Here is a 22,186-nt window from a genome sequence, read left to right as displayed (position 1 = left end):
CTTCAATTGCCTGCGGAGGCGTTAGCCCCCAGAAGGCTGAGTTTCCAGCTCGAACTCGGCCAATTATCCAGCCGTCTGGGCGAAAGTGAAAACTCTCCTGAGCAATAGTTGGTGCGCCGGGTTCTCGGACAAATCGTAGTTCAGAAGTACTCTCTCCGGTTGATTGGCCCTAGCTTACCAGAACTTGAGTAGAGCCCATCGAAGGCAAACAAAATGCAATAAAACAAGTAAGAAGAAACGGCCCGCAACCAATATTTAACAATTAGCACCTACACAATTTACTTCAAAACACTCCTGCAATTTAGCTGTATTGGCGCCCCAAATAAACATGAGCTGTAAACCAAATGGCCCACTTTCTTTGGAAATTAAACTTATCACTACAAGCCAACTACCGTACGCGGTGGTTGAGGTATTTGTTCGCTACGTCGGCAGGAGGACCGCACATTGAACTTATAGAAGTCCGCTTCGTCCGCAGATTTGTGAGTTTGTCGCCTCTGTCTTTTGCAATTGCGGCGAAAGTCCGGAAAGCGGGGCGGCTGCAGCATCTGAAAGCCTCGCTCAAGGTCTCCTATGGGCCGCTCGATGCTTAAGGCCGTGGGGAGTCGCTTCGTAGCCGAATACCTCATGTGCCGTGCGCCGGTTGTTGGCCTCGGCAATACGAGGGGCCACGTGAAGATCCATGTCGGCCACGCCGGCCGCAAAAAGGTCTATCCCGCCTTGGCCCAACACGATTTGATGGTGCTTTAGCGCCGGGACTTCGCGACGATTGATGATTTCATCAAAATCAAGTGTTGGCATATCAGTCTATATCCGCAGCGATCTGAAAGATGGCGTCACCACGCCTAACTTGCGCTAGTGTTCGCATCGCCAGAACCATCCCGTCGTAGGGCGAAGTAACCCGATCCGGCTTTCGCCCCGGTGTTTCTGGATGATGGATCTTGGCGAGGATTTCTCCCGTGGACGCTGCTTCGCCAATGTTTTTCAGCGGCTCGAACAGGCCGGAATCATATACGTAGATTGATCCCTTTGCATGCAGAACGCGTGTCCCGCGTTGGGCATCAGGCACATAATTTGGCAACATTCCGAGGATATGCAGTATTCGACGCAACCCGCGGCGCGTGAGCGACAAGACCTCGGGGTCCACTACGTCTCCGCCGCCAAGCTCGGCCATCAGATTGATTACACCTTTGCGATTGGAAGCGCCCATAGCTGTTCTGGCGGTGCTGTTTCTGCCTCCACCGCTGGTGAAGACCTAAGAAAAAGGAAGATCAAAAGCCTTCGTGAGCTTCTGCAACATCGCTTCTTCTTCGGGTGTATGCCCCGGCCCGCGCAAGAGTGTTGCGGGGTAAACCAAGGACGCTCCGCCCGAATGAAGATCCACAGCAAAGTCGGCAAGCGGCAATAGCACTTCTTCGTGGAAATGAGCGATCATTTCTGAAGGGAGCCCCTTGGGGTTTCCTAGATAAATACGGTTTAGATTGCCATCATCGATCGGGGACACCCGACGTCCAGCTTCCGCCGCTGGTGCGTTCACCATCGGCAGAAGGATCAAACGTCCCCGAATGTCATCGACGGCCAGATCACTTGCCAGTTCTGCAACCGCTATTTGACCTTCGTACTCATCGCCATGCACACCGGCAGAGATGATCAGAGTCGGGCTTTCTCCATTCCGCAGGATTGTGATTGGCACGGGCAACCAACCGTAGGCTGAGCGATCGACCGAGTGAGGCACGCGGAGATAACCTGACTGCTTGCCATCTACCTCGAAATCTAACTCAGATGTGATCAGTGTTTCGGCCATCTGTTCCACTGCGCCCACGATTGGACGTTTGAAAATTGATTGCGAGATTCAACCATGGATTAATGTTCAGTCAAGGAGACAAAAACCGACCAAATAATTACCTGTGCGCGTTTCGGAACCATAGGTCTATTTTTGACCAAAGAGCGGGTCTTAGTACTGCCGACAAGCTCGACAGCATTGTGCGGTCGGCATTGAGGCTAATTTGCCGCCAATTCGCATCTGCAGCGAACGACAGGTCTGATGGGCCGCACTTGGGGTTTGCGCGAACGACCAGTTTGGACCGACGGTCAATCAATGCAAGCCCGCCACCGGCTTCATTTGGTGGCGGGTGATTTTCGTGCTCACATTGAATCAGAGTTTGATCCGGAAGGTTGCGAAACCGTCGGCGCCTTCTCCGGCATCCTCGATTGTGACACCCTTAACGTCGCCCATATAATCCCGCGCTTTTGGGCCAGTCTCGAACAACACCGTGGTGTCCGAAAGCGGCGCAAAAGACCAGTTGGCATCTGCCTTTGGATCGATCGTGCCCTGCTCTACGATATAGCGCACAATGACGTCGCGGTTGGTATCCGGGGCTTCGAATATGATTGTGTCACCCAACGCGCCGGGGAATGATCCGCCGCCTGATGCGCGATAGTTGTTGGTGGCAATGATGAACTCCATGTCATCCCTGACCGGTTCGCCATTGTAGGTGAGGTTCACAATTCGCGCTGCGTCTGGGTTAATCTCCTCGCCTTTCGGTCCAAAGCGTGAGGGCTGGGATAGGTCAATTTGGTAGGTCACACCATCCATCACGTCGAAGTTGTAGGACGGGAACTCCGAATTCAGCAGGATCGCATCTTTTGATCCGGCCTCCACCTGATTGAACATACCGGCCGAACGTTCCAACCAGCCCCTGACCTGCGCACCATTCACGCGGACTGCTCGCACCGTGTTCGGATAGAGATAAAGATCGGCAACGTTCTTGATGGCAACGTCGCCAACGGGAACATCGGTGTAATACTCTGGTCCACCGCGGCCACCGGCCTTGAATGGCGCTGCCGCTGACAGGATCGGCAGGCCTTCATGTTCAGTGCCTTTAAGCATCTCTTCGACATACCACTTTTGCGCAATCGATACGATCTGGACAGATGGGTCATCTGCGACCAGAGCGAAATAACTGTGCAACGGGGCCGAGGTCTTGCCGACAGCGCGACGTACATAGGCCAGCGTTTCGTCGTGATCTGTCGCAACCGAGTCAAGGACACGCTGATCATCTCCGACCAAAGCGGTGATTGAGCGATCCTCGTTTCTTCTGGAAATGGGCCGCGCCTCGGATGTGGTGGACACCACCCGCCATTCATTTCCGTCCCTTTCCAGCAGCAGATCAAGCAGGCCAAGATGCGACCCCCAGAAGCCGCCCATAACGGCGGGTTTACCCATCAGCGTGCCCTTGTCGACATCGATACCGGCACGGTCTGCAAATGTTGGCGAAGGAAAGACCAAGTGGTTGTGTCCTGTGACCAGCGCGTCGATCCCTTCGACACCGGCAAGCACAACCGACGCGTTTTCCATACCATCTACATGGTTGGCATCACCAATTCCGGAATGCGACAACGCGATGATCAGATCGCAGCCTTGTTCCTGCATCTCAGGCACATATGCCTGTGCCGTCTCGACGATATCCCGCGCTTCGACATTGCCCTCCAGATGCTTGCGATCCCAGTTCATGATCTGTGGAGGCGTAAAGCCAATCACAACGATTTTAATCGGATGTTTCGTGCCGTCACCCATTTCGATCTCGCGGTCGAGAATGGCGTAAGGCTGAACAAGCGTCTTGTCATCGCGCGGGCTTGCGCCTTTCTCTTTCGCTACGTTGGCCAGAACCACTGGGAAATCCGCACCTGCCAAAGAGGTCTCAAGAAAGTTCAGCCCATAGTTGAACTCGTGATTGCCCAGCGTGGCTGCATCATAACCCACCGTGTTGAATGCAGTGATGATTGGGTGGCTATCCCCCTCTTTCATGCCGCGTTCATAGGCGATGTAGTCGCCCATCGGATTGCCTTGCAGAAAATCTCCGTTATCAACCAAAAGCGAGTTCGTCGCCTCAGAGCGGATTTCATTGATGATCGAGGCCGTGCGGGACAGGCCCACCGTGTCGCGGGGCTTATCGGCATAATAGTCATAGGGAAACACATGGACATGGATGTCGGTTGTTTCCATGATCCGAAGATGCGCCTGATTGTTGGCTGCAGCAGCCGAGAAAGGGTGCAGTGTAATTGCAGCAGCACCGATAGCAGTTGTGGAGAGAAATTGGCGGCGCGAAAATAGTGGACGATTAGAGAAAGACATTGGGCACCTCTCAAGTTGGTTGGCCAGCGTGCCTTTTGCAAGCTATCCGCGACATCCATATGACACACGTTGCAAGAGCATTTGACACGTTATTCATAGGCGGTGGTATTCAGCACCATACCCAAACATTGTAGGTTTGCTAAGGTCCAGCAGGCGGTGAACTTGAGCTTCACGTTGCTTGAACGATTAAACCAGAAATTTTTCAGCATACGAGCCTGAATGAAGCAAACAGGATGCCGAAAAGAGTCTGCTTGGTCTTGTCAGAAGAACTTGCCTTGAGACGGGTAGGGCGGTTGCGTAGCTTCGGTCGATGACCAAACCTGCCTCTTTAAAATATTTCTAAACCAGACCCGAGATCATCCGCCTTGCGGTGAAACTGTACATCCGTTTCCCGCTCTCGCTTCGGAATGTCGAAGATCTGCTGCGTGAGCGAGGCGTCGACGTGAGCCACGAAACTGTCCGATATTGGTGGAACAGGTTTGGCCCGATGTTTGCTTCTGAGATCCGAAGAAAGCGTGTTCAGCAATTGAGAGCATACTCCAAATGGAAGTGGCACGTGGACGAGGTTTTCGTGAAGGTGATTGGCAAGCGGCATTATCTTTGGCGGGCTGTTGATCACGAGGGCGAGGTGCTGGAAGCCGTTGTCACGAAACGCCGAAACAAGCAGGCAGCACTGAAATTCCTCAAGAAATTGATGAAGCGACACGGCAAAGCGGCAACCGTCGTCACGGATCGCTTCGCATCGTATCGGGCCGCTCTCAGAGAACTGGGTGCACTCGAAAAACAGCAGACGGGCAGGTGGCTCAATAACCGCGTCGAGAATTCACACCTGCCGTTTCGACGACGTGAACGCGCGATGCAGCGTTTCAGGCGCATGCGAAGTTTGCAGAAATTCGCCTTCGTCCACTCCTCCATCTACAACCACTTCAACCAGGAAAGGTCGCTCACCAGCAGGGACACTTTCAAGCTGACGCGCACCGCCGCTCTTAGCGAGTGGCGTCAACTTTGTTCTGGTTAGGATCGCGGTTTCCGCGGCACACTGAGACTGGTCGAATTTGTCTGACAGCGCCGCCACTTGAACAGCCCAACCGCACATAGGATTGCTTGATTGTATGAGTGTTCAATGCTCATCAAATATCTAAATTGTCTTTGCGTTAAGAGATATCTGTCCGCAGCCTAGATTTTCCACCGACTTTGCGACACTATACCAATTATTGCTGCAGCATGCTGGGAATTGAGCTGCCTGTTGCGGATTGATGTGGGGATTTCGCACGTTTCGACAATGGCTTTCTGCCTTGAAGCCTTCAGATCTTTGCCCTCGGGTTGACGAGGCCATTGCACTGAAACAGTCGGCGTGAACTGCGAGTTTGGGGGTTATGGAAGGCAATAGGGCGCAACCGACAGACTCTTCGGGCAGGGCGGTCGTATCAGAACAGTCCAGCACGATCTATTGGAGCCAGGCACACGAACTCGCGCGGGAGCGGTTGAATTTCGCGGTGGCCAGCCGCGTGCCGATGACCTTGTTTGTCGGCCGCACCGGAACTGGACGGACCCTGCTGGTGCGCGACAGGATTTCGACCAACACCACGGCCTTTGTCATTCGGATGCTCAAGGGTCTGGATCATCTATCGGGCGAAGTGTTCTGGGATGTGCTGACCGCATTCAACCCAAAACAGAACCCTACTGCGAGTGCCGAGCAGAGCCGTGAAAAACTGATCTCGCTGCTGCAGTCACTGCATGCCGCGCAGCGGTTTCCGGTGCTTGTGGTCGATGATGCAGATGACCTGTCGAATCTGTATCTTGGCGCGTTGTGCGATTTGTGTGACCAGTTGGTCGACCAGCGACCGTTGCTTAAGCTCGTCTTTGTAGGCCAAACGGGAATGGCTGATATTCTGTCCGGCGTGAGGCCGGACCTTGTTGGTCCGGCCTTTACCCTGGATTGCATGAACGAGAAGGACGTCGGCGGCTATGTTCGCATGCGCCTAAGCAAGGTGGGTCTGGAAAACCGCTCATTCGACAAAGGCGCGACCCGAGAACTGTTCGTGATTTCAAACGGTATTCCGGCCAAGTTGGACGCCTTTTGCGAGGCATTGAAGCAGCATGGTAGCAGCGCTGATACCGCGGAACTCGACAAGGCAGAGGTGCGCCGGATTGCCTCTTTGATCAGAACGCCCGATGCGGATGATAGAACCAGCGGAGATCAAGAAGGCCTGCGCCATGTGCCAACCGATGCAGAGCTTTTGGCGCGCGCCAATCATGTAGCAGGTATTCTGCAGAGCGTATCAGACACCGATAACGAAGAGCATGTTTCGACTGAACCGGCCAAAAGCAAGTTTGGTCGCAAAACGGGGTTCGCATTAGGTGCAATTGCTCTGATTGGGGCTGGGACTGCGGCATATTTGTTTGGGGTAGGTGGGTTCTCGGGGGAACGAAAAGAGGCGACGACACGTGAAGCTGTCGCAAGCTCGGTCAATGCGGGTGGAGGGACTTCGGTACTTAGGCGGCTATTACCGGGCACAGCAGCTGCAGCGGAAGCGCGGGTCGAGCGGATCTCGGGCGCTCTGGCCGGGGCTGTACCCTCTGCAAACGGTCAGTATCTGGCGGCGCTGGAACTGGCAGATACCGCTCCGGACGCTGCCGCAGTCGGATATGCGCTTGCGGCGCTTTCGGGGCACGAACGCTCGGCCTACTATCTTGGGCAGATCTATGAGACCGGAGAGGGCGTGCCTGTGGATCTTACGCTCGCACGCGTCTGGTACAACCGGGCTGCCTCGGGAATCGAGGGCGCTGCCGCGCGTCTGGAAGACATGCAATCCACCACTGAGAGCGGGCCGGTCTCGGTGCCTACGCCGCTGTTTTCGAAGAAGATGCCCGATGGGTCGCTGCAACTGGTCTGGACCAGTGGCGAAGGGGCTGACCCTTCGGCTTATCGCATCGAATTGTCATCGACGTTCAGTGATACGGCGCTCTATTCGGCTGAAGTTTCAACATCTGCGCTGCGGCTGAGGCCGCCTCAGGCGGCGCGGACGTGGCGGGTTATTGCGCTCGATCAGAACGGGCGGGAAGTGGCCTCACCCTGGATGGAAATCAGGCTGAAGTAAATCTCCAGCCCGATCCTTGTTTAACATCCGATGACCGCGCAAATGCGGGCGCGATAGGCGGAGTTGGCTTCGCTTTCGATGGATGTCTGTGCGGGCACTTCGGTTGGACCGCAATCGAGCTGATAATTCTCGCTCAGACCCAAATTCACGCATTGTGCGATGTTCCAGCCCGGTGGAATGTCGTTGAGATCGACGTCATTCCACTTGGGATGACCCGATTGCTGAAGCGTCTGGAATTCTTTCGCGATCAGATGCGCTACATCAGCGACAGAGTTGCAGCTGGCCCGGTGATAACCGTTCCGCTCTGGCGTGTACTCATAGGTCATGAGTACCGCTTTTACCGCCACCACGTCGATGGTCTCCTGCTGGAATGGATAGGTGCCGGCCTCGATCTGGGACGGTGTATAAACGGCAGAGAGAGTCGGATCGGTCACAGAGAGCAGATGCAGCTTTTCCGGGTCGATCTGGTCGGTCTGGAACAGCTTTGTCGGCGCGCCCGCAACGTAGAAAAATGCATCAATGCTGCCATCAAGCAGCATCTGCAGCGATGTATCGGCGTTGATGGTCAGACGCTCAGCCGGGGTGACACCAGCCAGATCCAAAACCAGAGAGGAGGTCAGAAAGGTGCCGCTGTCTTCAACGCCCACCGCAACCTTGCGACCATTCAGGTCCGAAAGAGTGTTGATGTCGCGCTTGGCAAGAATATGCACCTCTTCATTATAGAGCGGAAATGCGATGCGGACGCCGAAAATGGCGCGCGCGATCTCGGGGTCTTCGCTGGAATAGGTTTTGAGATATTCGAGCACGTCGCTTTGCACGATGCCCAACTGAGTGTGGCGACGTTGACGGACGCCCAGAAAATTCTCGAGCGATCCGGCGCTTTCGCGGACATTCAACTCAATCCCGCAGGATGCGGCCAAACCGCTCAGATCCCCACCGATCTGAATATAGGTGCCTGTCGGCCCTCCGGTCAGGATATTGCGCTCGAATGCCGAAGCAGTCGCGGGCAGCACAAGGCTCAGGCCCGCCAATAGGACGGTTCTGGTCAGCAGCTTCCCCAGCCTGAACAAATTCATGTCTTACCTCCCTCTAAATCACCAATAGAAACTAACAGAACTCTCCTGAGCGCACCAAATGCAGCAGCATCTGGCGATTGACTGTTCCGGTAGCGGCCTGAAGAGCGTCGACTGCACAGGTTCCGCTTGCCAGTTCCGCCGCCAGCGCGTCGACGACACCACGTGGAAGGCCGCCGAGGCCGGGTGCGCCGCTCAGGACCGTGCGTACAACGTCAATGGATATCTGCGGACCAGAGGCCCGGCTGATTTCGGCAGCCGGCGGTTCGGGCTCCGGCGTTTCCACAGCGATTTCTTCATCAGGCGCGACTGCAACCGGTGCAGGCTGCGTTGTTTCAGCAATGGCCGGTGCCTCCAACGCCTGCAGACTTGCGGCAAGGTTCGACAGTTGGCCTCGATACAACGACGCTTGTTCGCGAAGCGCCTCCAGTTCAGCCCGTGTGTCGGCCACCTGCGCTTCGGCTTGCAGCAATGCGGTCTGTTGCTCCTCAAGCGCGGCCTGCGAGGCTTGTGCTGCTTGGGCCTTGATCTCAGCCAGTTCCGCAATCTCGGACGCCGCGGTCTCGCGTTCAGATATCAGTTCGGCAGTTTCGGTGTTGGCGCGGTCCAACTCATCCCGCGCAATGGCGATTTCATCGAGAACCGCATTCAATTCCGTTTCAGCCGTTGCAGCTTGTTGAACCAGTTCCGCAGCGCGGTCGCGCTCCTCGGCAGCGGCTTCCGTCTCAGCGAGCAATGCATCGCGTTGGGCTGCAAGTTCTGAAATCTGCGCGCTGACTGAATCGCGCTCGCTGGTCGCCTCCGTAAGGCTTGTGGTTACCGATTCCGACTCGGTGCGAAGGTTTGCCAAAGCAGCTTCAAGATCGGCTGCCTCCTGTGATCGCGTATCATTTGCTGCTTGTAATTGCGTAAGCTCCTCTTGCGCCACGGCAAGCTCACTAGCCTTTTGCTCTCGTTCGGTGCGCAGATCGTTCAGTGAAGCATAGAGATCTACCTTGCTTTGCTCTCCCGAGCTAACTTCGTCTGACAGGGTTTGCAAGGCCGTGTTCAACTCGGCCAATTCGGCCTCTTGCCGGGTCAAATTATCCTGGGCCGAGGCAGTTTGGGCCTGTATTGCTTCAAGCCCTTCGGTCGCAGTTGCCCGCTGGGCTTCTGCTTCGCCGATTTCCCCGCGGATGGCCTCAAGCGATTGCCGTGCTTGAGCCAGTTCGCTTTCAATCGCGGACTTGTCCGTGACCAGCTGCTGCGTCTCGGTTTCCTGTTCCTGCAAAGCAGCAAGTTGGTTCTGAATTTCGGACAACTGGTTTTCTGCAGTGGCCCGTTCTTCCTGAGCGGTTGCTACGGCAGCCTCGGCACTCGATCGAGCGTCCTCTAAAGACGCCATTTCGACCGACATTGCTTCACGGTTTTCGGCCAGTTCAGTCTGGGCCTGATCAAGCTCGCTTCGCGCCGTCTCAAGCTCTTCCTGTATCGCGGCCAACTCTGTTTCTGCCGATGATCGGCTACCAAGCGCTGCTTCCAATGCGGCTTCGGTCTCACTCATATTAGTGCGCAGGCCTTCCAGCTGTTCCGTACTGCGCGCCAGTTCTGCATCCACCGAGGCTTTCTGTTCGGAAAGCGCCTGCAGAGCTTGTTCCGCAGAAGCGATTTCCGCGGCATTCTGCGACTGCGCGTTGCTTTCCGAGGTCAGCGACTCAATCTCGTCACGTAATGCTGTCTCTTGTTGTTGAAGCGTATTGAGCGAAGCGTTGAGTTCCGTTTCGCGCGCTGTTGCCGTCGCGATTGCAGTTGTCAGCGCCTCTTCCTCGGCGCGCCGGGTGTCAACCGCGTTCTGAAGACCCTGTAGATCCTCTGTCGCGCTGGCAATGCTCTCGCGAAGGTCGGACAGGCTTGCCTGCCCCTGCGCCATCTCAGCTTGCTGTTCACCTAGCGTAGTAGCGATCTGCGCAAGTTCGTTTTGTTTTTCAGCGAGGTCCGAGGTTACACCTTCAAGGCTCGACCTGTTTTGTGCCAGTGTTTCCTTCAGCGCATCAAGCTCGGTATTCGCCTCTAACTGGCTGCGGGTCAGATTCTCTACATCGGCTGCAAGCTCACCGGCCAACATCCGGTCGGCTTCCATCTTGGTCAGAAGATCGCGCATCTCGAGCTTTACTTGCTCCAGATTGCCAACCTCGGCCGCTGCTGTCTCAATCTGCACATTGAGGTCGGCAAGCCGAACTTCAGCGGCCTGTGTTGAAGCCTCAAGTTGGCCCAGTTCCTGCCGCCGCTCGGCAACTGCGTTCTGGCTGGCCTCGCTTTCCTGTTCCAGCAGGCCGCGTGCTTCTTCAAGTTCAGCCAGTCGCGAGGCATTGTCACGTCGTTCAGAATCCACCGACGTGATCTGCGCCTGTAGCTCGGAAAGTTCGGCTTCGGCTTTGGCGATATCTTCGATCAATCCGGATTTGGTAGATTGAGCACGGGTGATTTCTTCTTCCAACAGAGCCAGAATCTTTCGCAACGTCGCCGCAGTTTGCGGAGGCTCTTCAGTATCGGCTGACGGGTTTTCGGTATCTTGCGCCAAAGCAACTGGCGTCCAAGCTCCCATGACCAGAACGAATACAATTAAACCAAACAACCGAAACGGGACCATATATCCACTCTCCACACCAAAAAGCGGCTCGTTAAATCTCTCACACATCTGTGAAAAAGTCTAACCCCAGCCTTGCCGAAGGTCAGAAGATATAACCACAAAATCCATCTTTTTTTGCAGTTTGAGTATCCAGTGGGCGGTTTCGCCGGTCCGCCGGGCGCTCGCCAACGGCGATAGCTCAATCAGAACCGGCAGGTCGTCCCAGTCAGCGGGGCAGACTGAACGAACTTGCAGCCGTTGCAATCGATGTCCTGCGCGAACGGGATGTATCGGCCGATATATCTGACGCCCTTGGTCACGCGCCGGACATACCCCGCGTGACCGTGTGGCGTGTGTTAACTCGCCAACCCAAACATGCTCAGAACAGCAGGTTGAGCATGACGAGTGAAACGATGAGAAAGAGGAACGTCATCACTCCGCCCGAGCGGACGAAATCGGTCACTTTGTAACCGGCAGGCCCCATGATCAGCGCGTTCACCTGATGGGTGGGGATTATGAAACTGTTCGATGTCGAAATCGCCACGGTCAGCGCGAAAAGCGCCGGGCTGGCGCCCGCTGCGACAGCGATCGATACCGCCAGAGGAACCAGCAGAACCGTCGCCCCGACATTCGACATCACGAGCGAGAATGCGGTGGCCAGAATGGCTACGCCGGTCTGTAGCGACCAAATTGGCCAACCGTCCAAAATGGTCATGATCTGTTGGGCTATCCACGCCGCCGTTCCAGTATTCTGAACGGCCTGACCCAAGGGGATGAGACAAGCCAGCAGAAAGACCGTATTCCATCCCACAGCGCGATACGCCTCATCAACACTCAGCACTTTTGAAAGCATCATCCCGGCTGCTCCGGTCAGCAGGCAAAGAGAGAGGCGGATATCGGTGAACAGGATCATCGATAGCGAAATCGCAAAGAAAGCAAGCGCCCAACCCACCTTTTGCGGGCGCAGTTCGTCCTGCGGAAAATCCGAAGTCACAACAACGAAATCAGGATCCCGTTTGATCCGCATCAGGTTGTCCCAACGGGTATGGGCCACCAACATGTCGCCCGCGTGAAACTTCTCAAGCCCGATCTGCGTGGATTCGTGATCCTCGGTCTCAACATGGCTGAGCGTTTCTTCACCGCGATGGATTGCCAGAAGGGACATCCCATAGGTCTTGCGAAACAACAGCTCGCGCGGGCACTTTCCGATCAGTTTGCTGTCCGGGGTTACCACGACTTCGGCGATGCCTGCGTTGGTGGGGGCGAACTCTTCGACAAACACATCCAGATCCGGAAGAACTGTCAGCCCGTATTTCTCGGCGAATTTCTCAACCACCCATCGGCGCCCCACAATGGCCAGCCGACACGGGGCGGCAATCTCGGCTGTCAACACCTGCACCATCGAGGTTTTACCGCGATAGAAAGTCGAAATGATATAGAGATGGTTTTCGTAATTTATATCCGCCAGAATCTGCCCCACGAGCGGGCTGTCTGCCGGGACAACCACTTCGAATACATCCGCTTTCAGCCCGTAAACGCGCTGTAGATATTCCTGTGTCCCCTGACTGGTTCCGGTGCTGTCCGAACCTGCGTCGCCCGGCAAAACCCAGCGCCCCAGCAATAGAAAATAAGCGATACCGGTAAGGATCAGCGCAGCGCCAATGGGAGTGACGGAGAACAATCCAAAGGGTTGCATCTTTTGATCGTCCGGCAGTCCGTCGTTCGCGGTCTGGATCAGATCATTCAGCAGGATCAGCGGTGACGACCCCACCATGGTCATCGTACCGCCGAGGATGGCGCAAAACCCCATCGGCATCAGCAGACGCGACAAAGGGATCCCGGATCGTGATGATATTCGGCTGACAACCGGTAGAAACAGCGCTGCCGCGCCCACATTCTGCATGAAGGACGAGATAACACCTACGGTCCCCGAAATGATCGGCAGCACCCGGTTCTCGGCCGTTCCGCCATACTTCAGGATGACTGCGGCGACCTTGTTCATGATGCCGGTTTTGTCCAGACCGGCACCAACGATCATAACTGCGATGATCGAAATCACCGCGTTTGAAGCAAATCCATCAAACAGGTGCGGGACGTCCGCCAGATTGCCCAGACCAGGCAAATAGCTCAGAAGGCCAATCAGAACGAGGACCAGAATGGCCGAGAGGTCAATTCGGACGATTTCCGAAACAAAGAGGAATACAGTAAAAGCCAGCAGCGCGCAGACGACGCCCATTTCGTAGGTGAATGTCAATTGTTCCACGCGGTCACCAGGGTCCTTTCGTCGAGAGCGTAACTCGTATTTCTAGGTGATGCCCGGCAAGTTGTCATGGTTTTTTGGAAGTAAGCTCAATCACAAGCAACCTGATGTCTCGCGGTCCACTCTGGCGAAACCAGCGTTTTGGAGGTGGAAGATATCAAGTCACCAGTCCGAACCACGCAGGCCTGTGCTATGAATTTGAGAGTATTTGGAGGCGAGTACCGGAATCGAACCGGTGTACACGGATTTGCAATCCGCCAGTGGGGCCTGTTTCCAAACGGATTTTCTGTAAACGGACCCCGTTTGTTCACGACAGGAAATCAACAGCTTACACCGAAACGGTAAACGGTTTTCGGGCTCTTGCAAGTCCCCAGAAAGGAAAAACCGTCGAGGGGGCGGCCACCCACCTCAACGGCTTTGGTCTTCAATCTACAACCGATGTTTACCCGTTCGCGGCCCTCAACGCAATCGCGGGAGGTGCCCATGTCTAAGCTCAATCGCTTTGAATGGTTGAAGGCGGTCCTCCAGGTTAATGCCCTCAACTCATCCTCTCAAGTTGTCGCCGCTGCATTGTCGGTTCAGTTCGCCAATGACGAGACTGGCCAGATCAATCCAGCGATGAAGACGCTGGCCGAGTATCTCAAGATGGCGCTTTCAACGGTCAAGCGCGCCATCAAGGAACTGGTCGCCGCTGGCTGGCTGTCCCGCACGGAGGGTCGTGGCGCAGGCAATCGCACGCGGTACATCCTGCGCTCACCCTATAGGATTGTGCCTTTCCGCCCGAAGAAAAAGGGTGCGCAGGTGGGCCTTTCGGATCAAAAAAAGGGTTCATCCGTGCCTCAAAAAGGGGGCACTCATGGGCCTTCCTATAAGGAACAATCCAAAGAACAAAAGGCACGGCTCGCGCAGTCGCCGGACCTGCCAAATGGCAGGCAGTCCGGCGAGGCACTCAGGTTCGTCCCCGGCGGAGGTGGATACTTCGAGCGGGAGTGGGACGACGCTCTGAGAGCGTACGGACTGCCATCACTGCATCGTTCGTTGCCCCAAGTGATCCATGAAGGACGGCGATGCTATCAGCTTCCCGACCTCTGTCCTGCAAGGCGCGGGACCCATCTTAGAGACCAGCAAATCGAACTTGTTCGGCAGTTGATCGAGGCGCACCGCAGCGCGCCCGAACTCGCCGTCGCGGCTTGAAGGAGGGCAATCAATGATCACCAAAGAAGAAGCCGAAATCGCGCACAACGAAGGCATCGCCTATCAGCGGCAGTATCGTCAGTTTATCCTCCGATTTCTTCTGCTCCCGTGCGGCGCGCTGCTGACCATCGGTTTTCTGATGGAACCATTGGGCCAGAACGATCCAAGCGGCTGGCCAGGCGTCTTTCTGATGTTTCTGGGAGGCCTGTTCTCGGTCATCTTCGGCATCGTCTACCTGATGATTTCGCCAGCTACACCAAGTGTTCAGAGGGTGCACAAAGGCGGCGCGCAAGTCAGCATCCAGGAGCGGCCCATGGAGGCCAAAGGCGTGCCATTGGGCAATGTGACCATGCCGACGGAGCTTGAATCCCTCCATACGCTCATCGAGGGAGCTACGGGCACTGGAAAGACGCAGTTGCTCAAGAGCATGGTTGCCTTCCTGAGAGCCCGAGGAGACACCGTTGTGGTTGTCGATACAGGCTACGACATTTGGAAATCATTCGGACGACCGGATGACATCATTCTGTCGCCGTTCGACCCCGCCTCGCCGGGTTGGTTGCCGCAAAACGAGGTGCGTTCTCCCTCCGATTGGTCGGCTCTGGCGCAATCGTTCGTCGGGGACGGCGCGGGAGAGGCGCAGCAGTGGCATGCGATGGCCAAAGCGATGTTCGCAGCGACGGCTCGCGGTTACGAGCGCATTGTGAAGGATGCGGGCGACAGGTTCGACCACCAAGAGCTTTTCCATCTGCTGACGGGTGCGGATGCGGAAGCTCTTGCGCCGTTCATACACGGTACATCTGCGTCTTCGCTTGGCGTGAATGACAAGGCGCTCGGGAATGTCCGCATGACATTCTACGAGACCTTGAAGTTCTGGGAGCATCTCAAGCCTGGCAGCTTTTCCGTTCGGGAATGGGTCGAAAAGGGCCATGACCGCCCGTCGATCTTCATTCCATATCGCAAGCGCGAGCTGCCAGAGTCAAAGAACCTCATCTCATGCTGGCTGGATCAGATCATCACGACCGTCTGCGATCTGGGGGAGAACCGTGACAATCGTGTGTGGATCATCATTGATGAGCTGTCCGGGCTTGGTGAAATTCCGTCGCTCAAGACGGCCGTCACCGAGCTTCGGAAGACAGGCTTCCGAGTCGTGGTCGGCATCCAGAACTATGAGCAGGTCGAACATCTCTACGGTCGCAACGGCGCAATCACGATCACCAACAGCTTGTCGAATAAGGTCATCCTGCGCGCCACAGACGCCGTGTCTGCCGAGCGGCAATCGCGACTGATTGGCGACGCCCGCTTTCAGATAATGAAGCTAGGACAATCGTCCGGCGGTGACGGCAAACGCTCGACAAACCGGTCCGTCAGCGAGGAAGTGGCGCGCGTCGTACTCGCTTCTGAGATAACTGCCCTCCCCACGCTGCAAGGTTTCGTCAAGCTGGCCGGGCAGGAAACCACGTACCTCACGCCCATATCGGTCTACCAGTCATGACCGTTTTCAGGACTTGGGTAGCAAGCATAGTTTTTGTAAACAAAAACGCTTGTCGCTGCGCGACGCGAGCCTCATTCAGGAGGTCGCAATGACTGACTTGGGCAAGCCTATTGGCCGACCCAAGGCCGCGCCAGGGGAGGGACGCGAGACTGTTGTCAGCATCCGCCTGACCACGTTCGAGCGGGCGGGCGTCGAGGTGAGTGCCGCGCAGTCGGGACTATCGCTTTCCGGCTTTTGTCGCCGTGCGATCCTCGGACATCGCGTTGCCGCCTCGACCAAGCCTCAGCAGGTGAATGCGGAAGCATTGGTTGAGTTGAACCGTGTCGGTGTGAACCTCAACCAGATCGCCCGAGCAGCCAATCGGGGAGAACCTCTACCGCGCTTTTTCGGACAAACCTTGTCAGCGGTTCAGGTCGCCATCGAGCGCCTCGTCGCAGGAGGCGATCCATGAATCACAGCTTCGCGGATCACAGCCCCGGCATGAGCTTCAAAGGCGCGATGGCGTACTACATGCACGACCGAAAGCAGCCGGGCGACACCATGCATCGCGCAAGCGGGGATCGTGTCGCTTGGACATCGACGCGCAACCTCGCGACGGACAGACCCGATGTCGCTACTGCTGTCATGGTTGCGACAGCGAAGGATGCGGATCGGCTGAAGAAGCAAGCGGGCGTTCAAGCTTCAGGTCGCAAGGCGAAGACACCTGTGAAGACCTTCGCGTTGTCATGGCATCCAGACGAGGCCGCATCTCTCGACCGCGCCGAGATGGAGCGGGCGGCCAATGGGGCGCTCAGGGCAATCGGTTTGGAGGAACACCAAGCCGTCATCGTCTGCCACAACGACACGCGACATCCTCATATTCATTTGGTGGTCAATCGCGTGAACCCAGAAACCGGCAAGCTGGCCAAATGCGGCCCCAACGAAAACCGCGCTTTGGATCGATGGGCCTACGAGTACGAGCGAGATCGCGGAAACATCGTGAGCCCCAACCGGGCGGCAAAGCATGAGCGACAAGATCGGCTAAGACAACGCTACAACTCTGACGAACGGCGAGACTACGTCCGACGAAAACATCTGCGGCGGGAAGACAGCAGCCGGACGCAGAACCTGCGACAGCGTTCAAAAGAGCAACGGGCGCGACACAAACAGGAGCGGGCCGATCTGAGCGCTCGCTACCATGCCGAGAAGCGCGGTCTACGAGAAGATTGGCGTAACAAGTTCCGTGATGCGCGCAAGGAGTTCAACAAACAGCATAAGGGCCTTTGGAAGCAGTACGGTCGTGACAAGCAGCGTCGACGGCGCGAGTTCGAGAAGCTCGACAGTACATTCTATGGAAGGTTTTCTCTTTCCATCCAGGCGGCTCAGTTGCAGCGCGCATCAGGAGAAAAGGAATTCAAGAACGCGGGCTTAGCGCGCCTGACTTGGATCAATCTACAGAATCCGGAGCTCAGGAACGCAACAATCCAAAGCTTGGAGAAGCAGGAACTGGAAGCCTTCAAGCGGTGGCATGATCAGCCCTTCATGCCGAAGCTAAAACAACTTCAAGAGGGTCGGTTGCAAGACTACCGCGACGCATGTGCCCGTTTTCACGCGGACCGTCACGTCCTCATGACGCGACAGAAGGTCGAGCGTGGTGAACTGCAATCAAAGTGGCGCAACACGCGCCGGGATACCGGCAGGCCAGACTTGCAAAATGAGACATCCGCAAAACGCGACCGAGCAGGTCCGCTGGAGAATTTGCGAACTCATATGGAGGGAAAGGGAATGGAAAGCCAAAGAGACGTTGCCGGAAAAGGGCGCAACTCAACTGCGAGAAGCGAAAACGGGATCAGAGCCCGAAATGCGCTTGCCACATTGAGATCGCAAAGAAGCTTCAACGAGAAGGCCAAGTCGCCGGATCGCGACCGGTGATGCGTTGTCCTTCGCGGCTGGTTCACTCTCTTCATCAGTCAATATGTTCAACTGTTTCACGATGGGCGCAAAGTGAGGCGAGAAAATTGCCTCACAATAACAGTATCTTGCCCCGAAATCGCGATGTGGCTGGAACTTATTGAAGACTAATGCCTGGTCCGAAAGGGGCGAACTGAAAACAAGCCGAGTAATCTTATTCACCTAAGACAAAAAAGGATGAAACGAATGAGCGTCTACTGTGCAAACGAAACATGCGGGCTCTATCGATGCTTCGATGAGGAACTCCGGCTGTTGTATGTCGGGGTATCTTTGAACGTCGCTGGCCGGACGGCGCGGCACGCCAAAAAGCCGTGGATGATGCAAGTGTCGGAGATCAAAGTTGAGTGGTTTCCGAACGAAAAACGTGCGTTGAAGGCTGAGCGGAGGGCGATCAAGGTTGAAAACCCAGCATACAATAAACGCTCCAAGGGCCCGTTTTCCGGTCAGCTTGATTGGGCCGAAGACTGGCCCCCCACCAGGTCTGAAGTGATGTCGATTTGGACTAGCCTACGAATGGAAGCCGAAAGAAGCGTAGGTTCTGCCGGGTTGGATGCTGGTGAGCTGTCTTCGGTGACGTCAATCTCGTTTTTTGACGTCCTGGCCATCATGAATTTTCTTTGTGATTGCGAGTTGACCGAACGCCTTAGGTGCGGAAAAGGCGCCGTCCGGTACCGAATCTGCGATCAGACCTTTGAGCCGATCCGCGATCTTGGTCTCTCATGGCGATTTGGAGATCCAATACCGAGTTAAGGCGTAAAGACAGGCCAGTTATCGCGGCGGCCTGAGAGATTACTGAGGTAGAAATGACCCACTGGTATACAGCAGACACGCATTTCGGGCACGAGAACATTATCAAGCATAGCGGACGTCCCTTCAAATCGGCGAGCCACATGGATGCCGTGCTTTTGGAGAACCTTGCTTCTAAAATTGGTCCCGAAGACGTGCTTTGGATAGTTGGAGACTTTGCATTCGGCCCAAAGGCGAAAGATCGTCAGTGGCTGGCTAGTTTATTCGCGCGGCTGCCTGGAGCCGAGCAGCATCTTGTCGTTGGAAATCACGACGGGGAAGCAACTCGTGAGCTGCCATGGACCAGCGTGGCGGACCTGACGGAAGTGGCCGATGGCAAAGGGCCAAATCCAGTGCTTTGCCACTACCCCATGATTACCTGGCATCGAGCGAGAAAGGGGGCGTTACAGCTCTTCGGGCATGTTCATGGACAATGGTTCGGCAGCCGCAATTCGGTCAATGTTGGCGTGGACGTGTGGGGATATGTTCCGGTGACTTTGAGAGAAGTCGAGCAACGTGCCAAGACGCTCCCCGTCAATGCGCATTGGGCTGATGTGGAGCATGGGGCTGATCTGCGTTGATCCTGTCAAAGAGATTTTTGAAGATCAGAGCTGAAATGTCCGCGATGTTTGGAAGAACGGTCGGAAACCATCATAGCGTTCAAATCTAGCTCAGAAGGACGGGTGCAAAAGAGCTGGTTCGTCTATGCCGGAGTAGCCTCGAGCGCTTTCATCAGCAGCGCCGATACGTCCTGCACCATTTTTTGTTGTGCGGCCTTGATGTCGCCTCTGATGTCAACGCGGTAGTGGTAGAACTGCGCACCCGTGGCTAGCCGTCCGATACGATCAAGACGTTGGCTTTCACCTTCATTGGCGGGTGAAAACAGAATGCCAAGAGGCGATTTGGCGGCCGTAACATGACTGATGATCTGATATCGGTCTGCTTCTTTGATCTTTGGTTTGTATTTCACTTCACCTAGAGCGATGATGTTCTTTTTGCCGCGCCTGAAGATCAGGTCGGGCTTTGTGGGATAGGTTTTGTTGTCTTCAAACAGACGTCCCTGATGTTTGTTGCCATCCAGAACGGCTATCTTCTGTGGACGCAGTGCCTGCAAAAATGTCTGCCGGATGAAGCGCTCGAAAATATCTTCAAGATCAAACAGAAACGACGGAAGCTCCATCCCGCCGGGCTGGAAGGTGAAAGCGATCCCGCCGCCTGTCAGAAGAAGCTGGTAGACACGCAACAGCCCTTCATAGTTTCCGCGAAGCCGCAAGGATACGGTCTCGTCCAGAAAGAAATCTTGCCCGTTTGGCTCGTGCTCCTTCACGCGCTGCAAAGTGTCGAGAGCAAGGTGGATCAGGCGGCGTTCTTCGTCCCACGCTTTCTCATAGGGCAAGACCCTTGCAAAGCGCAGGCAGGCCGCCTTGACGATCTGGTTGACGGGACTGTCGAGGCCGAACTCGAACACGCCCGAGACGGTTTCGATGGGATTGCCACGAGAAAGATATCGGCTAATCGTCGGCCCAAACTCGACGCGTGGTTTGTAGAAGCCTTCGGATGTCCTTGGGTAGTAGCTCCGCTCAAACCCTGCCGAGAGAGCACCGCGCAAATAGTGACAAAAGCTGCGCGCCAAAAGCTGAATGGGCGCGGCCTGGTCGGTCGCCTGGTAACGCCGGATGGTTGGTAGAATGCGATCATAGGTCTCGCCGCCTACCTCAAGCATGGTCCAAAGGTTCTGGATTGGAAACTTGGGAACGATGTTTAGGGTGATCGCGCTGGTAAGGGGGAGATAGCCGATCAGCCCAAGCGCCTGAAGATTGACGCCATCGGCAACATCTTTGAATTCAAGGGCTTTCAGCTCGCGGGTTTCGGGAAGAACAAGCGAATGCCCTCGATCATCCACCAGATCAGTGCGGGGGAAGAATCTCTGGCCGCGTTCTTGAATTTCAAGTGTGCGGGGCTCAGTCATAAATACTGCCTCGCCTTAAGCTTCGGCAGGTGCTTCGCCGTCATCATCGCCAGCGGCTTCAGCTTGTTCATCGACCTTGAGCAATTGATCAACTTCTTCCCTGATACCATCAAATCTCTGGCGATCATGGAACAATGTGCGCTGCAAGCCTAGCTTAACGCGCCCCTCCCAAACATCGGCCAAATCATCGATGGTCTCTACGTTCAGGAAATTCGTATGCCCGAAACCTGCTGGAAAGGCTTCATTCAGGACATCAAAGAGACGCAGGGTGCGTGACAGAACGCGGTCTTCAACGCCATTATCTTTGAGAAATTTTTGAAGAAAGGCTTTGTCTGGCTCCAGTGTGATAACGATAAAGCGGCGCAAGAGCGCATCGTCCAGATCGGTAACGGATCGGTCGAACGGGTTCGCAGTAGCCAGCACGATCAGGTTCTTGGGAAGCTTGGTTTTGGTGCCGGAGATGGCGAGAGTGAATTCCTTGTCGCGGTAATCCAGCTCCAAATAGGTGAGAAGCTCACCGAAAATACGCGCAACATCGCCTCTGTTCAGTTCATCGATCACAAGAACATAGTCATTACTTTCATCATCCTTGGCCTTCTTCGCGAAGGTCAGAAAGTGACGCGGATCGAGCTTATAGGTGACGCCCTTGACTTCGCCATCATCGCCTTTGGCTTCAACGGGACGAAAGCCTTCCACGAAATCATCATAGCCAAAGGCCGGATGAAATTGGAGGAACAGGACGCGGGCCTCGTCGCCTTTGGTGAGAAAGGCAGCGATGTCATGCGCGTATTTGGTTTTTCCTGTACCAGGGGGGCCAGCAAGCAAGAAAGAATGGCTGGTCTTCTTGGCGATGGCATTAAGGATGATGGCCAAAATTGCATCATCTGCGCTCATCAGCTCCTTCTTGGCGGAATCTTCTTCCGGTTCTTTCGCTTCGGGTGGCTCCGTCAGGTATGCCGCCAAACGCGGGGCGAGGTCTAAAATGAACGCTTCATCGCTTGGACGCTCATTGATGGTTTCAGGCCACTGCCGTCCAGCTCTGAGCTTGAAGCGTCCTTTGTAGGGGTCCTGAAAGTCCTGAAGCTCCAGCTCGTCTTTGACGAGGTGATCGTATAGTCCTTGCCAGCTATCTATCTCATTTGGAAAGCCCTTGAAGGCAAAGAGCCAGACCATGTAGTCTTCAAACTGGAAGGTGGCCGGAATTTCGGCCTCGAAGGCTCCCTGAAACGCATCGGTCAGCCGTGTGGTGGTTTTCTCCCCCTCCAGATAGCCCTGCATTCGCATTTCGCGGTAGCCACGGCTGGAGAAGAGATTGCCCCACATTTTGGTGTTTTGCCGGATCATGTAATCGCCAGCAAAGTCGCCGCGATCCCAACGGATACCCTTCAGACGCGGCCGCAGAAGGTTATTGCCTGACGGGAAAGGATCGATCCCGACAAGGCTGGCATTGAAATAGCGATCCAGAAAATGATCGGTTCCGAGCTTTGCGGACATATCCACGAGCTCGTCCGTACCAACATCATTGGCCGCAAATACAAAAGCGGGGATCAGCCAATTCGCACTGACCCCCTGAAGCGCTTCGATAGAGGTCTTAATGGTGGGGATATCGAAGTATTGCACA

The 22,186-nt window shown here is 55.5% G+C and carries 17 protein-coding genes; 8 read left to right on the top strand and 9 right to left on the bottom strand.

The features are described 5' to 3' along the window. Positions 1-558 precede the first annotated feature (558 nt). From ACR0AZ_RS21150 to ACR0AZ_RS21135, 4 genes are all read right to left on the bottom strand, one after another. Complete coding sequence (locus ACR0AZ_RS21150; RefSeq protein ID WP_480668198.1) at positions 559-798, bottom strand: hypothetical protein; 240 nt, start codon at positions 796-798, stop codon at positions 559-561. 1 nt (position 799) lies between these two features. Continuing rightward, positions 800-1,207, bottom strand: coding sequence for a succinylglutamate desuccinylase/aspartoacylase family protein (locus ACR0AZ_RS21145; protein ID WP_480668197.1), 408 nt, complete (start codon positions 1,205-1,207; stop codon positions 800-802). Positions 1,208-1,252: 45 nt separating this feature from the next. Continuing rightward, complete coding sequence (locus ACR0AZ_RS21140; RefSeq protein ID WP_480668196.1) at positions 1,253-1,801, bottom strand: M14 family metallopeptidase; 549 nt, start codon at positions 1,799-1,801, stop codon at positions 1,253-1,255. A 351-nt stretch (positions 1,802-2,152) separates the two neighbouring features. Further along, complete coding sequence (locus tag ACR0AZ_RS21135) at positions 2,153-4,132, bottom strand: bifunctional 2',3'-cyclic-nucleotide 2'-phosphodiesterase/3'-nucleotidase (RefSeq protein ID WP_480668195.1); 1,980 nt, start codon at positions 4,130-4,132, stop codon at positions 2,153-2,155. A 355-nt stretch (positions 4,133-4,487) separates the two neighbouring features. Here ACR0AZ_RS21135 and ACR0AZ_RS21130 point away from each other — a divergent pair, with 355 nt between their 5' ends. Both ACR0AZ_RS21130 and ACR0AZ_RS21125 read left to right on the top strand, forming a co-directional pair. Continuing rightward, positions 4,488-5,150 carry an IS6 family transposase gene (locus ACR0AZ_RS21130; protein ID WP_480668205.1) on the top strand — a complete coding sequence of 221 codons (663 nt, stop codon included), beginning with the start codon at positions 4,488-4,490 and terminating at the stop codon, positions 5,148-5,150. A gap of 358 nt (positions 5,151-5,508) precedes the next feature. Continuing rightward, positions 5,509-7,233 carry an AAA family ATPase gene (locus tag ACR0AZ_RS21125; RefSeq protein WP_480668194.1) on the top strand — a complete coding sequence of 575 codons (1,725 nt, stop codon included), beginning with the start codon at positions 5,509-5,511 and terminating at the stop codon, positions 7,231-7,233. A gap of 20 nt (positions 7,234-7,253) precedes the next feature. Here ACR0AZ_RS21125 and ACR0AZ_RS21120 read toward each other — a convergent pair whose 3' ends face one another. The 3 genes from ACR0AZ_RS21120 to ACR0AZ_RS21110 all read right to left on the bottom strand — a co-directional run bounded on the left by ACR0AZ_RS21120 (position 7,254) and on the right by ACR0AZ_RS21110 (position 13,150). Continuing rightward, positions 7,254-8,309 (bottom strand): TAXI family TRAP transporter solute-binding subunit, encoded by a 1,056-nt coding sequence (locus tag ACR0AZ_RS21120; protein WP_480668193.1) that lies wholly within the window; start codon positions 8,307-8,309, stop codon positions 7,254-7,256. 31 nt (positions 8,310-8,340) lie between these two features. Beyond that, positions 8,341-10,935 carry a coiled-coil domain-containing protein gene (locus ACR0AZ_RS21115; RefSeq protein WP_480668192.1) on the bottom strand — a complete coding sequence of 865 codons (2,595 nt, stop codon included), beginning with the start codon at positions 10,933-10,935 and terminating at the stop codon, positions 8,341-8,343. Positions 10,936-11,293: 358 nt separating this feature from the next. Beyond that, on the bottom strand, positions 11,294-13,150 hold the full coding sequence (locus tag ACR0AZ_RS21110; RefSeq protein WP_480471909.1) for an SLC13 family permease: 1,857 nt from the start codon (positions 13,148-13,150) through the stop codon (positions 11,294-11,296). A 507-nt stretch (positions 13,151-13,657) separates the two neighbouring features. Here ACR0AZ_RS21110 and ACR0AZ_RS21105 point away from each other — a divergent pair. The 6 genes from ACR0AZ_RS21105 to ACR0AZ_RS21080 all read left to right on the top strand — a co-directional run bounded on the left by ACR0AZ_RS21105 (position 13,658) and on the right by ACR0AZ_RS21080 (position 19,177). Continuing rightward, positions 13,658-14,368: a helix-turn-helix domain-containing protein gene (locus ACR0AZ_RS21105; RefSeq protein ID WP_480668191.1), complete on the top strand. Its 711-nt coding sequence runs from the start codon at positions 13,658-13,660 to the stop codon at positions 14,366-14,368. Positions 14,369-14,381: 13 nt separating this feature from the next. Beyond that, positions 14,382-15,860: a type IV secretion system DNA-binding domain-containing protein gene (locus ACR0AZ_RS21100; protein WP_480668190.1), complete on the top strand. Its 1,479-nt coding sequence runs from the start codon at positions 14,382-14,384 to the stop codon at positions 15,858-15,860. Between the two features lie 88 nt (positions 15,861-15,948). Then, a complete protein-coding gene (locus tag ACR0AZ_RS21095) occupies positions 15,949-16,311 on the top strand; it encodes a plasmid mobilization protein (RefSeq protein ID WP_480668189.1) in 363 nt (120 codons plus the stop codon). Beyond that, complete coding sequence (locus ACR0AZ_RS21090; RefSeq protein ID WP_480668188.1) at positions 16,308-17,771, top strand: relaxase/mobilization nuclease domain-containing protein; 1,464 nt, start codon at positions 16,308-16,310, stop codon at positions 17,769-17,771. The genes ACR0AZ_RS21095 and ACR0AZ_RS21090 overlap by 4 nt, the downstream gene beginning before the upstream one ends. Positions 17,772-17,996: 225 nt before the next feature. Beyond that, positions 17,997-18,560 carry a GIY-YIG nuclease family protein gene (locus ACR0AZ_RS21085; RefSeq protein ID WP_480668187.1) on the top strand — a complete coding sequence of 188 codons (564 nt, stop codon included), beginning with the start codon at positions 17,997-17,999 and terminating at the stop codon, positions 18,558-18,560. A 53-nt stretch (positions 18,561-18,613) separates the two neighbouring features. After that, positions 18,614-19,177, top strand: a complete 564-nt coding sequence (locus tag ACR0AZ_RS21080; protein WP_480668186.1) for a metallophosphoesterase — start codon at positions 18,614-18,616, stop codon at positions 19,175-19,177. A 122-nt stretch (positions 19,178-19,299) separates the two neighbouring features. Here ACR0AZ_RS21080 and ACR0AZ_RS21075 read toward each other — a convergent pair whose 3' ends face one another. Beyond that, positions 19,300-20,565, bottom strand: a complete 1,266-nt coding sequence (locus ACR0AZ_RS21075) for an McrC family protein (protein ID WP_480668185.1) — start codon at positions 20,563-20,565, stop codon at positions 19,300-19,302. 15 nt (positions 20,566-20,580) lie between these two features. Next, the gene (locus ACR0AZ_RS21070; protein WP_480668184.1) at positions 20,581-22,185 is read right to left on the bottom strand and encodes an McrB family protein; all 1,605 of its coding nucleotides are present in this window, start codon (positions 22,183-22,185) and stop codon (positions 20,581-20,583) included. Position 22,186 lies beyond the last annotated feature (1 nt).

Source organism: Ruegeria sp. BE3, assembly GCF_056538865.1.
Note: the sequence above shows the minus strand (reverse complement) of the source record. Positions and strands in the feature narration are given on the sequence as shown.

Coding starts and splice junctions, on each gene's coding strand:
- ACR0AZ_RS21150 (WP_480668198.1), bottom strand. CDS start 798: ATGCCAACACTTGATTTTGATGAAATCATCAATCGTCGCGAAGTCCCG.
- ACR0AZ_RS21145 (WP_480668197.1), bottom strand. CDS start 1,207: ATGGGCGCTTCCAATCGCAAAGGTGTAATCAATCTGATGGCCGAGCTT.
- ACR0AZ_RS21140 (WP_480668196.1), bottom strand. CDS start 1,801: ATGGCCGAAACACTGATCACATCTGAGTTAGATTTCGAGGTAGATGGC.
- ACR0AZ_RS21135 (WP_480668195.1), bottom strand. CDS start 4,132: ATGTCTTTCTCTAATCGTCCACTATTTTCGCGCCGCCAATTTCTCTCC.
- ACR0AZ_RS21125 (WP_480668194.1), top strand. CDS start 5,509: ATGGAAGGCAATAGGGCGCAACCGACAGACTCTTCGGGCAGGGCGGTC.
- ACR0AZ_RS21120 (WP_480668193.1), bottom strand. CDS start 8,309: ATGAATTTGTTCAGGCTGGGGAAGCTGCTGACCAGAACCGTCCTATTG.
- ACR0AZ_RS21115 (WP_480668192.1), bottom strand. CDS start 10,935: ATGGTCCCGTTTCGGTTGTTTGGTTTAATTGTATTCGTTCTGGTCATG.
- ACR0AZ_RS21110 (WP_480471909.1), bottom strand. CDS start 13,150: ATGGGCGTCGTCTGCGCGCTGCTGGCTTTTACTGTATTCCTCTTTGTT.
- ACR0AZ_RS21105 (WP_480668191.1), top strand. CDS start 13,658: ATGTCTAAGCTCAATCGCTTTGAATGGTTGAAGGCGGTCCTCCAGGTT.
- ACR0AZ_RS21100 (WP_480668190.1), top strand. CDS start 14,382: ATGATCACCAAAGAAGAAGCCGAAATCGCGCACAACGAAGGCATCGCC.
- ACR0AZ_RS21095 (WP_480668189.1), top strand. CDS start 15,949: ATGACTGACTTGGGCAAGCCTATTGGCCGACCCAAGGCCGCGCCAGGG.
- ACR0AZ_RS21090 (WP_480668188.1), top strand. CDS start 16,308: ATGAATCACAGCTTCGCGGATCACAGCCCCGGCATGAGCTTCAAAGGC.
- ACR0AZ_RS21085 (WP_480668187.1), top strand. CDS start 17,997: ATGAGCGTCTACTGTGCAAACGAAACATGCGGGCTCTATCGATGCTTC.
- ACR0AZ_RS21080 (WP_480668186.1), top strand. CDS start 18,614: ATGACCCACTGGTATACAGCAGACACGCATTTCGGGCACGAGAACATT.
- ACR0AZ_RS21075 (WP_480668185.1), bottom strand. CDS start 20,565: ATGACTGAGCCCCGCACACTTGAAATTCAAGAACGCGGCCAGAGATTC.